The organism is Acetobacter musti (assembly GCF_011516835.1).
Classification (GTDB): domain Bacteria; phylum Pseudomonadota; class Alphaproteobacteria; order Acetobacterales; family Acetobacteraceae; genus Acetobacter; species Acetobacter musti.
The window spans coordinates 20,336-33,508 of the sequence record NZ_WOTB01000036.1; the positions used below are offsets into that span (position 1 = coordinate 20,336).

Annotated in this window: 13 protein-coding genes and 1 pseudogene; 10 read left to right on the plus strand and 4 right to left on the minus strand. The window is 63.3% G+C overall.

Annotated features, from left to right (window positions below; translation table 11 throughout):
• The first annotated feature begins 167 nt into the window (after positions 1-167).
• From GOB93_RS17975 to GOB93_RS17995, 5 genes are all read left to right on the plus strand, one after another.
• Positions 168-2,630, plus strand: a complete 2,463-nt coding sequence (locus tag GOB93_RS17975; RefSeq protein WP_173584835.1) for a TonB-dependent receptor — start codon at positions 168-170, stop codon at positions 2,628-2,630.
• A 26-nt stretch (positions 2,631-2,656) separates the two neighbouring features.
• Positions 2,657-4,000 carry an aryl-sulfate sulfotransferase gene (locus GOB93_RS17980; protein ID WP_173584836.1) on the plus strand — a complete coding sequence of 448 codons (1,344 nt, stop codon included), beginning with the start codon at positions 2,657-2,659 and terminating at the stop codon, positions 3,998-4,000.
• Between the two features lie 101 nt (positions 4,001-4,101).
• Positions 4,102-4,257, plus strand: a complete 156-nt coding sequence (locus tag GOB93_RS17985) for a hypothetical protein (RefSeq protein WP_173584837.1) — start codon at positions 4,102-4,104, stop codon at positions 4,255-4,257.
• 13 nt (positions 4,258-4,270) lie between these two features.
• Positions 4,271-5,257 carry a threo-3-hydroxy-L-aspartate ammonia-lyase gene (locus GOB93_RS17990; protein ID WP_173584838.1) on the plus strand — a complete coding sequence of 329 codons (987 nt, stop codon included), beginning with the start codon at positions 4,271-4,273 and terminating at the stop codon, positions 5,255-5,257.
• Positions 5,258-5,270: 13 nt separating this feature from the next.
• Positions 5,271-5,564 carry an antibiotic biosynthesis monooxygenase gene (locus tag GOB93_RS17995; RefSeq protein ID WP_173584839.1) on the plus strand — a complete coding sequence of 98 codons (294 nt, stop codon included), beginning with the start codon at positions 5,271-5,273 and terminating at the stop codon, positions 5,562-5,564.
• Between the two features lie 21 nt (positions 5,565-5,585).
• Here the strand turns inward: GOB93_RS17995 and GOB93_RS18000 are convergent, their stop codons facing one another.
• Entirely contained in the window at positions 5,586-5,792 is a 207-nt protein-coding gene (locus tag GOB93_RS18000; protein WP_173584840.1) for a hypothetical protein, read from the minus strand.
• A gap of 359 nt (positions 5,793-6,151) precedes the next feature.
• Here GOB93_RS18000 and GOB93_RS21700 point away from each other — a divergent pair, with 359 nt between their 5' ends.
• On the plus strand, positions 6,152-6,439 hold the full coding sequence (locus tag GOB93_RS21700; RefSeq protein ID WP_242010892.1) for a hypothetical protein: 288 nt from the start codon (positions 6,152-6,154) through the stop codon (positions 6,437-6,439).
• Between the two features lie 268 nt (positions 6,440-6,707).
• Positions 6,708-8,216, plus strand: coding sequence for a hypothetical protein (locus GOB93_RS18010; RefSeq protein WP_173584841.1), 1,509 nt, complete (start codon positions 6,708-6,710; stop codon positions 8,214-8,216).
• Positions 8,217-8,258: 42 nt separating this feature from the next.
• On the opposite strand, the gene GOB93_RS18015 is transcribed toward GOB93_RS18010, so the two are convergent.
• Together GOB93_RS18015 and GOB93_RS18020 are read right to left on the minus strand one after the other, a co-directional pair.
• The gene (locus tag GOB93_RS18015; protein WP_173584842.1) at positions 8,259-8,696 is read right to left on the minus strand and encodes an SRPBCC family protein; all 438 of its coding nucleotides are present in this window, start codon (positions 8,694-8,696) and stop codon (positions 8,259-8,261) included.
• Positions 8,697-8,790: 94 nt separating this feature from the next.
• Positions 8,791-9,270, minus strand: coding sequence for a hypothetical protein (locus GOB93_RS18020; RefSeq protein ID WP_173584843.1), 480 nt, complete (start codon positions 9,268-9,270; stop codon positions 8,791-8,793).
• A gap of 358 nt (positions 9,271-9,628) precedes the next feature.
• On the opposite strand from GOB93_RS18020, the gene GOB93_RS18025 reads away from it, so the two are divergent.
• The 3 genes from GOB93_RS18025 to GOB93_RS18035 all read left to right on the plus strand — a co-directional run bounded on the left by GOB93_RS18025 (position 9,629) and on the right by GOB93_RS18035 (position 12,684).
• Positions 9,629-10,051 (plus strand): hypothetical protein, encoded by a 423-nt coding sequence (locus GOB93_RS18025; protein ID WP_173584844.1) that lies wholly within the window; start codon positions 9,629-9,631, stop codon positions 10,049-10,051.
• Positions 10,052-10,597: 546 nt separating this feature from the next.
• Positions 10,598-12,142: an MFS transporter gene (locus GOB93_RS18030; protein WP_242010893.1), complete on the plus strand. Its 1,545-nt coding sequence runs from the start codon at positions 10,598-10,600 to the stop codon at positions 12,140-12,142.
• A complete protein-coding gene (locus tag GOB93_RS18035) occupies positions 12,139-12,684 on the plus strand; it encodes a GNAT family N-acetyltransferase (RefSeq protein ID WP_173584845.1) in 546 nt (181 codons plus the stop codon). The genes GOB93_RS18030 and GOB93_RS18035 overlap by 4 nt, the downstream gene beginning before the upstream one ends.
• Before the next feature lie 388 nt (positions 12,685-13,072).
• Here the strand turns inward: GOB93_RS18035 and GOB93_RS18040 are convergent.
• Positions 13,073-13,173, minus strand: a pseudogene (locus GOB93_RS18040) (IS5-like element ISMex42 family transposase); the annotation flags it as partial.

Consider the following 13,173-nt stretch of genomic DNA (forward strand, 5'->3'; position numbering starts at 1 on the left):
GACCTGAGAAAAATCACTTCTTGTTAGAGCGGTTTCGGTTCCGTATCAAACAGAAGAACAGGATGAGATATTTCTCAGTAATATCTCACCAATACTTATACAGAAAACAGAACAGACGGCATATCGGAATATATTCCGGCTCTGTCCGGAATACAGGGAACATCATCATGAAGTATCCGGCAGCTTTTCTGACGATGGTCTCGCTCGTGGCGCTGGCGGCTGCGGAACGGCAGGCGGTTGCGCAGCCGCGGGGGAGCGGGACGACCGGGGATGCCGGGGTCTCGCCGGATAGGGTGTCACCGGAGAGGGCGTCTCTGGACAGGGGTGCGCGTCATCCTGTTTCCGTCTCCGGGAAGTCGCCATCCGGGGGGCGGTCCGGGAAGTCTTCCGCAGAGCGGCGCAGAGTTTTGCGGGCGCGGGAAGCGGAGGCGGTCAGCGTGGTGGGCAATGCGCGGCGGGAGGCTCTGGGCGGCGGGTTCATGACGGTTCAGACCGGCAGTCATACGGAAAGCACGGTGACACAGGCGGCGATTTCGCGGCTGGCGCCCAGTCCGAATCCGCTGTCGTTCATGACGACGATGCCGGGAGCGAATGTGGCGAATGCCGATCCGTTCGGCATGGCGCAGGGCAATCTGTCCGTGCGGGGCATGAACAGCGATCAGATCGGGGTGACGCTGGACGGGGTGCCGCTCAACGATGCCGGTACATACATGGTGTTTCCGAATCAGTATGTGGACACGGAGAATCTTCAGAGCATCGGTCTGCGGCCGGGATCGTCCGATGTGGATGCGCCTGTGACGGGGGCGTCCGGCGGGATGATGCGGATGGAGATGGCGGACCCGTCGCGCAAAGCCGGGGGCTATGCGGATGCCTCGACGGGGTCTTTTTCGTTCAACCGGGAATTTCTGCGGCTGGAGACGGGTGAGATCGGGACGAGCGGCGTGCGGGCCTATGCCTCGATTTCCCATGTGTATGACAACCATTTTCGCGGGCCGGGGTGGGACAGGAAGAAGCATGCCGATTTCAGGCTGCTGAAGGAATGGGACAACGGTTCGACGAGCCGCGTGACGCTGACTTACGACGATGCGTGGAAGACGCAGTATCTCAATCCGTCTCTGTCCGTCTGGCATCAGCAGGGGATGAACGCGAATTTCGCCGGGGCTTATACCGGCAGCAATACGAATTTTTACGGTCTGCACGTCAATCCTTACCGGACGATCGTGGTGAGCGCGCCGCAGCATATCGTTCTCAGCCGGAATGTGTCGCTCGATTTCCGGCCTTACCTTTATTACACCTCCGGCACGTATGCCGGCGCGTCTCTGCTGAACGGATCGTCTCTCTGGCACGGGACGGAGCAGGTCAGCGGGGCGGTGCCGGGGGCGCCGGATGGGACGTTCGTCGCCTTTACGCCGACGGTGACGCCTTATGAATACAGGCCGGGTTTTGTCTCGCGGCTGAACTGGGAGGCGGGGTCGAACCATTTCATGGCCGGCTACTGGTTCGACTGGTCGGCGCTGCGTCAGATCACGCCGTACAGTCCGGTGCAGGAGGATGGCGGGCCGGTGAGTCCGGGCGGGCTTTCGGCGTCTTACCGGCTGTCGGACGGGACGCGTCTTGCGTCCTATGACAATCTGACGGTGACGCGCACCAATGCGCTGTTCATCAGCGATCATCTGGATCTGATGGGAGGCCGGCTGGGTCTGGACGCCGGGTTCAAGGAGGCGATGGTGACGCGGGTGGGGCATAATTACCTGCCCGGGGCGACGCCGCGCAGTGGTCTGAGCGCGGCGGAATCCCTGCCGAGTCTGGCGGCGAAATTCAGGATTGATGAGCGGCAGTCGGTATTTTTCAATGCTGCTACGGCTTTTCGCGTGCCGACGCTGAATGCGCTTTACGACACGTACAGCGCCTCGACGGGACAGGTGGTGACGGGCGCGAACCTGTCGCAGAAATCCGAATATTCGATCTCCGAAGAGGCGGGATACCGGTATAACGGCCCTCTGCTGACCGGAAGTATTACGTTCTTTAATTACAATTTCACCAACCGGCAGATTGCGAGCCAGGTGATCGTCAATGGCGCGCAGATCACCCAGAATGTGAATGCGGGCGGTCAGACGTCTCGCGGGGTGGATATCGAGCTGGGCACGCGTCCGGTTTACGGGTTCCGGTTTTATGCCTCGGCGGAATATCTGCATGCGACGACGGACAACAATTTCCGGGTTGGGAACGATCTGCTGCCGACGGCGGGAAAACTGGCTGTGCGCAGCCCGGAATTTCAGGCGGCTCTGGTGGTGAATTATGACCGGGGGCCGTTTTTTGCGACCGTTACGACGCGGTATGTCGGGCGGCAGTTTTCCACGCTGATGAACGATCAGGCGATGCCGGGCTATGTGACGGCCGATCTGGCGCTGGGGTATCATCTGCCGGCGCTCGGTCGGGCGCATCCGGTAATCAGGGTCAATCTGACCAATCTTTCGAATAATCACTATCTTTCCGGCGTGGCCGGGATCACGGCGTCCTCGCGGGCGACGCGGGGCGTCTACGGAACGGAAATCGCCGCGGCGGGTGCGCCGACTTACTATGTCGGCGGGGTTTTTGCCGGCATTGTTTCTCTCTCCACCAGTTTCTGACCGATCTGTTCCGGGGCTCTGCGATCATGACGTTCATTCCGCGTGCTGCTTTTCTTTCTCTGCTTGCTGCCGGGCTGTTCTGCGGTCTTTCAGCCGCACAGGCGATGCCGGGTGTTTTTCCGACCGGGGTGACGACGGACAGACCGGGAAAGACGTACGACTCTTTTGTCATGTTCAGCGGGCCGGACGGGGCGACGCATCTGATCGACATGACGGGGCGGGAGGTGCATCGCTGGGCGCATCCGGGGCTGCCGGGGGCGATGATGAATCCGGCTGTGACGGGGGGTGCGAAGGGGCACACGCTGCTGCAGACGGAGTCCGTTCCCGATGCGGGCGCGGGAGTTACGGGGAACCGGACCGTGTCGGAGCTGGACTGGGACGGGCATGAGGTATGGCGGTGGAGTGGTGTGCCGGGAAGCGGGGGCGCCAGACAGAATCACGACTGGGCGCGGCTGGCGGGAGGCGACACGCTGCTGCTGGTGGCGGTGACGCATCCGGTTGCGGCGCTGGACGGGCATGTGGTGAACGATCAGGCGATCGAGGAGGTGGCTCCGGACGGGCGGGTGGTCTGGCGCTGGGTGGCGGGAGATCATCTGCGGGAGTTCGGGCTTTCCGCCGCCGGGCTGGCGTATCTGAAGGAGGAGACGGGTCAGAAGGGCGGTCCGGACGCCTGGGGCTATCTTGAGATCAACGACATGCAGCCGCTGGGGCCGAACCGCTGGTTTGATGCCGGGGATGCGCGTTTTCGGCCTGACAACATCATGATCGATTCCCGGAAGGGGAATTTCGTTGTGATCATCGACCGGCGGACGGGGCATGTGGTCTGGCGGCTGGGACCTGATTTTCCGGGCACGCCGCATGAGGCGGACCGGAGGCTGACGCGGCTGGATACACCGCGGCCGGTGGATCAGCTTTCGGGGCAGCATGACGCGCATCTGATCCCGGAGGGACTTCCGGGGGCGGGGAATCTGCTGCTGTTCGACGATCAGGGGCCGGCCGGATTTCCTCGTGTGGCGCTGGGGGTTTACGGGGGATCGCGGGTTCTGGAGATTGATCCGGTGAGCCGTCAGATTGTGTGGGATTATACGGCGGTGCGGTCCGGTCTGCCGCCCTGGGCGTTTTTCAGTTCCTTTGTGAGCAGTGCGCAGCGTCTGCCGAACGGGAACACGCTGATCGATGAGGGGATGAACGGGCGGATCTTTCAGGTCACGCCGGGCGGAGAAATTGTCTGGGAATATGTGAATCCGTATCGCGGGCAGGAGAGTTTCGGCGGGGCGCGGGTGAGCAGTGCGATGGTGTATCGCGCTCAGGCCGTGCCGGCGGACTGGCTGCCGCTGTCGCTTGCGCCGCGTCCGGTGGCGCGCCCCTGAGAGAGCGGGACGGAGGACGGGATCTGCCGCCGGGCGGGTCTCGCCTTTGCCGGGGCTTTCGTGCATGCTCCGGGCGGTCAGAAACGGGAATCACCTCAGAAATGAAACGGGCTTTTCTTCTTACTCTCAGCTGCTCTGTTCTTGCCGCGTGTTCGTGGTTCGGTGACGGCTCATCGAAGAAGCATCTGACGAAACAGGAGCAGCTGGAGGCTCTTGGCTATCAGGATGGTCTGAAATCAGCGAAATCCGGTCCCTGAGACGGATCTGACGATGGTGACGGACACGGTTTCCCCTTCCCTGCCCTCTTCTCCGATACCCTGCCCTGACGATGTTCGTGCGGCGGCGGACCGTCTGGCGGGGCTGGCGCACCGGACGCCGGTTCTGACGTCCCGCACCTTTGACGAGCGGACGGGGGCGCGGCTGTTTTTCAAGGCGGAGACGTTTCAGCGGACCGGGGCGTTCAAGTTCCGGGGTGCGGCGAATGCGATCGCGCGGCTGACAGAGGCGCAGCGGCGCCGGGGCGTGGTGGCGTTTTCGTCGGGCAATCATGCTCAGGCGATTGCGCTGGCGGCGAAGCTGGCAGAGGTTCCGGCGGTGATCGTGATGCCGGCCGATGCGCCGGCAATCAAGCGGGCGGCGACGGAGGGGTACGGGGCGGAGATCGTCTCTTATGACCGTTACACGGAGGACCGGCAGGCGATCGGGAACCGGCTGGCGGATGAGCGAGGACTGACTTTGATTCCGCCGTTCAATCATCCGGATGTCATTGCGGGTCAGGGCACGGCGGCGCTGGAGCTGCTTGAGGAGACGGGGCCACTGGATCTTCTGCTGGCGCCGCTGGGCGGTGGCGGGCTGCTGGGCGGGACGGCGCTGGCGGCGGCGCTGCTGTCGCCGGGCTGCACGGTGATCGGGGTGGAGCCTGAGGCGGGGAATGACGGGCAGCAGTCGCTGGCGGCGGGGCGGATCGTGACGATTCCGGTGCCGCAGACGCTGGCGGACGGGGCGCAGACGACGGCGCTGGGTGATCTGACGTTTGCGATTCTGCGTGAGCTGGTCTCGCAGATTGTGACGGCGACGGATGCGCAGCTGCTGCGGGTAATGCGGGCGCTGGCGGAGCGGATGAAGCTGGTCGTGGAGCCGACGGGGTGTCTGGCGGCAGCGGCGGCTCTTGAGGGGATTGTCGATGTGCGTGGGAAGCGCGTGGGGGTGATCCTGTCGGGCGGGAATGTCGATGTGTCGCTGTACGGGCGGCTTTGAGAAAGGACTGAGCGTGGAAAAGGCACTTTACGCGACGATGCGAGCGCTGCCGGGTCAGGAGGAAGTGGTGGCGGGGCTGCTGCGCGATCTGGCCGGGAAGGTGCGCTCCGAGCCGGGCAATGTGCGGTTCGTGGTGTACCGGCTGGCGGATGATCCGGCGTTTTTCCATGTTGAGGAGACGTACCGGGATCAGGCGGCGTTTGAGACCCATATCGGGATGCCGCATGGGCGGGCGTTCAATGCGGCGATTGAAACGCTGGTTGAGGGCGGCGGGTCGACGGTGGTGTTTCTGGAGCCTGTGGCCTGAGGGTGTGGCGGGTTTTACCGGTCAGAACAGGCCGAGCTGGCCAGCCGCCCACCAGAATGCGCCGAGCAGGACGATTCCGCCGATGATGACGGGGAGCAGGATGGAGGAGGCGAAGCTGCTGGAAGTCTGACGCGGCTCGGGAATGCCGGCGGCGGCATCGATGCGGGTTGCTTCTTCGTCGGCTTCCATTGCCGCGGGGTCTGCGGCTGTCCAGTCTTCGTCGCTCATGGCGTTACTGTAGGACGGGTGGTCCGGAAAAGCGACTGCTGAAAGCGGGACGGGACGGCGAGCCGGGGAAAGTGGCGGGTGGAGATGGGCCGGTAAGGATTACTGATTAAGATCGATGGCAGAGCCGGGACCGCGAAGGTTATGTCGGCGTTTATGGATTTTGCAGGCGGGAGACAGAGCAGAGCTCTGCCCTGCATCTGGACAGGGTTAGGACCGCTTCGCCTCTTTACCCGGGATCAAAGGGACCGTGTCCCTTTGTGGGGTCCGGGGCAAAGCCCCGGAATGCCACTGCATCTGCTTATCTGCAAAAGATACATCCCTGTTTGTGTCTGTGTCTTTTCGCGTGGCATGATGAGAGCATGAAACAGCACAGGGTCATGCTGGGCGGCCGCGTGCTCTGGCGGGCAGCACAGCTTTCTCATGCGGAAGCTTTCGCGGCGGCGCGACGGGCGGAAGGCGTGGACTGTCACGTGGTTCCGGACACGGAGGGCGGGACGAAGCGTGAGCCGCGCATCAATCCGCTGACGGGGCGGCCGCGACGGGGGAGCCGGCGGGCGCGGAACGGGGCGCCGGAGATTCAGGCCGGGGCGGATGTGGGGATGCGCACAGGGGCATCCGTGGGGACGCAGGGGGACGGATCGCGCTGATCGCGGCCGGTTTCTTGGTGGGATTCGCGGCGGGACGGCGTGGTTTTCGCCGGTTTCGCGGCGTGGGTAACGGATGTCGTTGCGGGTCGTTCCGGTCCGTGTCCGGCGCTGACATACTCTGAAATAAAAAGCCACAGGATGGCATCGGTTTTTCGGTCTTCCTGTTCCTGGCAAGCGCGTTCCGGATGCTTATAAGCGGGCCATGAATTGCGAACCGGTGAGTGACGGGGGCATGGCGGCCGGCGGGAAGCCATGCGGATATGGGGTGATGTTCAGGATTGCGATGGCGTTTGTCGCGATCTCCGTTCTGGTCCTTCTGGCGGCGCCGGTCCTGGGTCTGCGGGCTCGGATTCCGCTGGATTACAATGAAGGCTGGAACGCCTATGCGGCCATGCGGGCTCTGGGGATGGGGGGCGGGCCGCTTTATCCCGCGCCGGGCGGGCTGATCGCCAACAATTATCCGCCGCTCTCCTTCTTTGTGACGGGCTGTCTGGGCTGGCTGCTCGGGGACATGATCGTTGCCGGGCGCGTGATCGCTCTGGTGTCGCTGCTGGCGTCGGCCGGGCTTGCGGGGGCGATTGCGCGGCGTTGCGGGGCCTGCGGATGGGGGGCGCTGGCGGCGGTTCTGCTGCCGCTGCTTTATGTCGGGGCGTTCAGCCATGATTATGTGGCGATGGACGATCCGCAATGGTCCGGCATTGCGATCATGCTGACGGCGGTTCTGGTTTTTGTCTCGGGTCCGTCGGATGCGGCAGGCCGTCCGGTCCCCGGCGCGGCGCGGCTTGTCGCCACGGCGGCGCTGATGGTGCTGGCGGGAATGGTCAAGCACAATGTGCTGTCATGGCCGGCGGCGGTGACGTTCTGGCTTGGGGCGGGCGCTCTGACGCGGCGGGACGGGGAAAGCTGGCGGCGGCTCTGCGTATGGCTGGTCGGCGGGTTCGGCTTTGCGGCTCTTGCCGTGGGGCTGTGTGTGCTGGCGTTCGGTCCGGTTTTTCTGACCGATCTGCTGCATCATCCGCGGGTGATCAGTCCTGCGCTGGTTCTGGGCGGGGCGCGTCGGACGTCTGAAATTCTGTCTCTGGGTCTGGTGGCTCTGACGCTGGCGGGAAGCGGGGCGCGGATACGCAATGGCGGTCTGCTGGCCTGGGCTGCCTTCTGTTCCATTGTCTGGAGCCTGATCCAGCGGACCGGCGAGGGTGTGACGCTGAATGCGTGGTTCGAGCCGCTGATTGTGCTGTCGATTCTGACCGGCGTTGCGCTTTCGGTGGCGGCGGGCCGGAGATGTGTTGGGCGGGGGGCTGCGTCCGCACGATGGGTGTCCCGGATCGGGCCGGCGGGTCTGCTTGGGATTGCTCTGGTGCCGTTTCTGATCGGTTCGTGGACTTTACTGCCGCGCGGTGTACGACAGGTGGCGGATCTGAACCGGAATGTCCGGGCCTGGAACGTTTTTATTGACGACGTGCGGCGCGAACCGGGCGAGGTCGGCTGTTTCATGAGTTCGGTCTGTTACTGGGCGGGGAAGGACAATCTGATCGACGTCTTCAACTACAGTGAATATGTCGCGACGGGGGGCGATGAGACTGCATTCAGGGCGCTGCTTGCGCGTCCTGATCTTTCGGGTTTCGTTCTTCCGGCCTGTTTCGCCCGGCATTGTACTGGCCGTCGGGATGCCGAAATGCGGCGGCAGGAGGCTCTGCTGGTCCGGATTACCGATGATGAGCAGGCGGGGCCGCTGTCTCCGGACGGAAAGCTGCGGCTTTATCGTGCGGTCAGGTGATGGTGTGGCCGGTCGTTTCGCGTGATCGGGCAGGGCGGCTGGTCAGGATGTTTCGAGCATCTGCCTGAGGGCTGTCAGAACATGCTGCCAGTTCTGGCTGCTGTGTTCGGCGCGCTCTTTCGTGTCGCAGCCGGAGGTGCGGACGGTCAGCTGCACCGCGTCGCCGGCGGGTTGCAGGTCGTAATGGATGATCATGCGCCGGTTCGGATGGTCTTCGGTGCCGGAGAAGCCCGACCAGTAGCTGTAGGACAGGGCTGAGGGCGGGCTGAACGTCAGGACGGTGCCGCGATCCTGGTAGGTCTGGCCTTCCCATTCGCCGCTGAAGGTCATGTCGGAACCGGGTTTCCAGTCGGTTTCGAGCCGGGTTCCGAAGAAATAGCGGGTGATGAGGTCCGGTTCCGTGAGGGCGCGCCAGACGGCGTCCTGCGGGGCGTGGATGACGATGCTGGTGGAGCTTTCGTACATAATGCCGGCCTCCATGAAGGGGATCAGGGTAGCAGAAGCCGGGTTCTGACCGGAACATAAAAGGACGGGCAGCCAGAAAGGTGAGCAGCCGGACGATCGGACCAGAGGATCAGATCCGGGCGTCCCGTGTGGCGCGGTTTTTCAGTTCCTGTTCGGTGGTGTTCAGCCAGGCCTGCGCGTCAGAGGAGCTCATATCGGCGACCGCCCTGCCCTGCCATTTCCTGGCCTGGGCCAGTTCGGACCGGGCCGCGCGCGCTGTGATTCCGGCGAAGAACTGTCTGACGCGGCGGCGATGCGGATCTGTTTCCGCATTTATTCCGGCGGTGGCGTGGACGGTATGTTCGGCGAGCAGAAAGGAAGCGAACAGGTGACATTCGTAGCGTTCGCGGGGCGGCATGGCGTTGTCCTGCCTGTCGGCCTCCGTGCATCTGCGGAGGTCGTCCGGGCAGAGGAAGGTGCGGTTCGCGGTTTTTTCGAAGAAGACGCGGCCGTCGCTGATCAGCCGGTATAAGGCGGCCCTGGAGAGGCTGAATTTTTCGAGGGCCTGGCTGACGGAGATCAGTCCGGAATGTGTCCTGTCTTCCGGCATGGGGGTGTCCTGTTCTGTGGTGCCGGGAAGGTAGCTGTCTCCGGGGCGGGGGCGGTGTGAGGCTGTGGTGGCTCTTGCCGTTGCTGGTGTGTTCCGCGCCGGTGAGGGGTGCATGGGTTCGGGTCGGACGGGCAGCGGGTGGACGGGTGAGGACGCCGTCTGTTTCCGGAAAATGGCGTCGTCTGTTCGGGGACAGGCATGATGCCTTCGCGGCGCGGCTCCTCACCGCATGGATCTCCGGTGTTTTCTTCAGGATGGGCCGACCGTTTTCTGAAGCGGGAGGGCGGGTCCTGTTCCGGCACGGGCGGGGACAGGCCGGAACGGTGCTGCTCATCAGAGAGAGGTTAGGCGAGACTATATGAGTGAATATTTTTTTGACGGCTGGCTGGGACTGCTGGATGCAAACAGGCTGGAGCTGACGGTTTCCGGATACAGCCGGGTTCCGGTTCGGTTCACGGCGCTGAATGGTTCGAGAGACACCCGGCCGGTGACGCAGCCGATCATTTCCACGGAGGCGGCGTGGCCGCTGGCCTGCCGGCTGGCGCTGTTCCTGCAGGCGAGCGGCGACGATCTGCCGGTTCTGCACTGGCAGCTTTCGCGATGGACGCTGGGCGGGACGATCAATTCATTTGCCGTTCCGGAAACTGACAGTCATCTTCTGCTGAATTCGCCGGGCATCTGGCCGCCGGGCATTGTGGTTGGTCAGTCGGCGGCCGGCGAGGATGTGACGGTGGGGAGCGACATCAGCTGGCTGCCGGGGGCATCCACTCCGGCGGTGTAGGCAGCGTCCGGAGCCTGCATCGGGGGGTGTGGGAGACGGGCTGTTGTTCAGGGGCTTTGGGGGAGGCCCGCGCCTGGCGGTTTCGTGGCCCGATGTTGTTGTTTGTGCAGCGGGCAGAGGGGCGACCGGGGAGATGAGTGTCCCGGTCGCTCGTCTGATTTTATGGCCCGGTGTCATAATCTGAGGTGTTCAGAGACTGTTTCAGAAGCAGTGCGCGGGCAACAACTTTCGTAAGTTATTGATCATATTATTTTTTATGCCATCTGCTCGCTTCAGTCAGGGGCAGAAAGCACTAGCGATAAGTCTTTGATAAAAACAATAAAAGTTTTTGGGTGCCGCCTTTTTTCAAAAAGGCGGTATCTTCCGAAGCTTTTTGAAAAAAGCTTCGCCAAAAACTTTTTTAATGACCGGAGGCTTCATGACGAGGCTTTTGAAGCGGTCTCTCAGGGCGGATCATTCCTGATCTGACGCAATCCGGGGATGGCGGCGGGTTTCGTATTACGCGACTCTGCAAAATGGCGAAGGCGCATTATGCTCCGCCGGACCATGACATCTGCTGATCCCGCCCCTTCCGTCTCCGCCGCCGGCGTTTCTTCTTCTGCCGGCACGCTTCCCGTAGATGCGGTCCCGGCCGGGGCGTCCACTGCGGATGTGGTTTCTGCCGGGGCATCTTCCGGCGGCGCACCCTCTGCCGGTACGTCTTCTGCCAATACGCTTTCTGGCGGTGTGCCTGACGGTCTGTATGGCGCGGCGCGGGCCAGGGCGATGGCGGCGGTCTGTCTGTCCATTCTGCTGGCGCTGCTTGATTATGCGATTGCCAATGTGGCGCTGCCGGATATTGCGGCGGATCTGCGCACGACGGCGTCCGAGACGATCTGGGTGGTGAATGCGTATCAGCTTTCCAGCATTGTTTCCCTGCTGCCGCTTGCGGCGGTGGGGGCGTGGCTCGGGTATGCGCGGCTCTGCGTTATTGGCGTGATTCTGTTCATGGTGTCTTCGGTGGGCTGTGCGATGGCGCCGACGCTGCTGGTGCTGGCGCTGGCGCGGGCGGTGCAGGGACTGGGCGCCGCGTGTATGCTGGGTGTGAACACGGCGCTGATCCGCTTCATCTATCCGAAGAAGGAGCTGGGTCGGGGGATTTCGCTGAACATGCTGATGGTCGGGCTCGGGCTGGCGCTCGGGCCGTCCGTGGCGGGGGTGGTGCTGGCGTTCACGACCTGGCCGTGGCTGTTCTGGATCAACATTCCGTTTGGGGCTGTGGCGCTGTTTCTGGCGCAGACCTCCCTGCCCCGCTCGCAGCCGCGTTCGGAGATGCCCGATCCGCTGTGCGCTCTGCTCTGTATTGTCGGGCTGGGGGCGCTGGGGCTCGGGGGCGACGGTTTCGCGCATGGCAACAATGTTCTGAGCAATATCGCACTGCTGGCGGGTGGTGTGGCGGCGACGGTGACGCTGGTGCGGCATGAGGCGGATTTGGCACAGCCGATTCTGCCGGTCGATCTGTTGCGGGGGGGCGGGTTCCGGGTGGCGTTCGCGACGGGGCTTCTTGGTTATATCGCGTCGAATTTCTTTCTGATTTCGCTGCCGTTTTCGCTGAATCAGCATTTCGGCTGGAGCGCGACGGCGACGGGGCTGCTGATGACGTCCTGGGCGGCCGGGCTGATTCTGTCGACGAATGTGACGAAGCGGCTGGCGGACCGGATTGCGGCGGGAAAGATGTCGTCCGCCGGGCTGCTGATGACAGCGGCGGGGTTTGTTGCGTTTCGTTTTCTTCCGGCGGCGCCGGGGGCGTTTGACATTGCGTGGCGCATTGCCGTGGCGGGGTTTGGTTTTGGCGTTTTTCAGGTGCCGAACAACCGGGCGATGATGCTCTCGGCTCCCGCCGGCCGGGAGGGCGGCGCGAGCGGCATGGTGCAGGTGGCGCGGCAGGGCGGCCAGACGCTGGGCGCCATGGCGGTTGCACTGACGCTGCGTCTTGTTCAGACGGACGGCACGATGACCTGTGTGGACGGGGGGATTCTGTTTGCTGTCACGGCGGCGCTGGTCAGTGCCTCGCGTCTGCTGGGGGTGGGCCGGGCGAGGATGGCGGGGTGACGGAGGCTGCTGATGGGCGGCGGGCGGTGCTGATCCGGCGGACGCGGCTTGACGAGGCGGCGCTTCTGCCGGCGCTGGAGCGGTCTGCGGCGCTGGCTTTCCGGAACATTGACGGTCTGGAATGGGTTGTTTCGCATGATGTGACGTCCGAAGCCGTCCATGGCGAGGCGATCTGGGCCGGGCGAAGCTGGGTGGCTGTGCGGGACGGGGTGCTCGTGGGGTTTGCTCTCGCGGAGGATCATGGGGACGAGCTGCATCTGATGGAGCTGGCCGTGGCGCATGAGGCGCAGCGCTGCGGGGTGGGGGCCGGGCTTGTCCGGGCGGTGATCGCGGCGGCGGAAGAGGCTGGTAAAAGCTCAGTGACGCTCACGACGTTTGCCGGTCTGCCGTTCAATGAAGGGTTTTACCGGAAGCTGGGTTTTGAGCGTCTGACGGCTGACGGAATGTCGCCGCAGCTGCGCGCCTGTGTGGATCATGAGGTGACGCTGGGGCTGCCGCCGGAGCGGCGCTGCGCGATGCGGCGGGTTCGGGGTGAGGGCTGACGGGGGACTCAGAGAGTGCTTCAAAAACCTGCCCGTGAAGCCTTCGGTCAATTATAAAAGTTTTTGGTGAAGCTTTTTTCAAAAAGCTTCGGAAGACACCGCCTTTTTGAAAAAAGGCGGCACCCAAAAACTTTTGTTTGTTTTTATCAAAGATTTGTCGCTCAGTGCTCTCTCAGCCTGCTACAGTGAACCGAACCTGAAGACTTTTGAGACAGTCTTTCAGTATGGAATGAGCGGGCTGGCGGCTTATGCTTTCATTCCGGTCGCCGGACATGGAAACCGGTCCGCCTCCATGCTTCCGGCGCTCCGTCATGATGATCCCGTCACAGTCAGACAGACGCGTAATCCGGCAGAGACAGCGCCCCATGCACCGCCTGCTTAGGGCCTGTTAGCACTTGATCCAGTCTGCGGCGGCAGCGATGTGGATGACCGCGAGGAACGAGGTTGCTGTTTTTTCGTATCTGGTTGCGACAGCGCGCCATTCCTTGA

Excerpts from the sequence above, each read along its gene's own strand:
- GOB93_RS17975 (WP_173584835.1), top strand. The coding sequence starts at position 168 with ATGAAGTATCCGGCAGCTTTTCTGACGATGGTCTCGCTCGTGGCGCTG.
- GOB93_RS17980 (WP_173584836.1), top strand. The coding sequence starts at position 2,657 with ATGACGTTCATTCCGCGTGCTGCTTTTCTTTCTCTGCTTGCTGCCGGG.
- GOB93_RS17985 (WP_173584837.1), top strand. The coding sequence starts at position 4,102 with ATGAAACGGGCTTTTCTTCTTACTCTCAGCTGCTCTGTTCTTGCCGCG.
- GOB93_RS17990 (WP_173584838.1), top strand. The coding sequence starts at position 4,271 with ATGGTGACGGACACGGTTTCCCCTTCCCTGCCCTCTTCTCCGATACCC.
- GOB93_RS18000 (WP_173584840.1), bottom strand. The coding sequence starts at position 5,792 with ATGAGCGACGAAGACTGGACAGCCGCAGACCCCGCGGCAATGGAAGCC.
- GOB93_RS21700 (WP_242010892.1), top strand. The coding sequence starts at position 6,152 with ATGAAACAGCACAGGGTCATGCTGGGCGGCCGCGTGCTCTGGCGGGCA.
- GOB93_RS18010 (WP_173584841.1), top strand. The coding sequence starts at position 6,708 with ATGTTCAGGATTGCGATGGCGTTTGTCGCGATCTCCGTTCTGGTCCTT.
- GOB93_RS18015 (WP_173584842.1), bottom strand. The coding sequence starts at position 8,696 with ATGGAGGCCGGCATTATGTACGAAAGCTCCACCAGCATCGTCATCCAC.
- GOB93_RS18020 (WP_173584843.1), bottom strand. The coding sequence starts at position 9,270 with ATGCCGGAAGACAGGACACATTCCGGACTGATCTCCGTCAGCCAGGCC.
- GOB93_RS18025 (WP_173584844.1), top strand. The coding sequence starts at position 9,629 with ATGAGTGAATATTTTTTTGACGGCTGGCTGGGACTGCTGGATGCAAAC.
- GOB93_RS18030 (WP_242010893.1), top strand. The coding sequence starts at position 10,598 with ATGACATCTGCTGATCCCGCCCCTTCCGTCTCCGCCGCCGGCGTTTCT.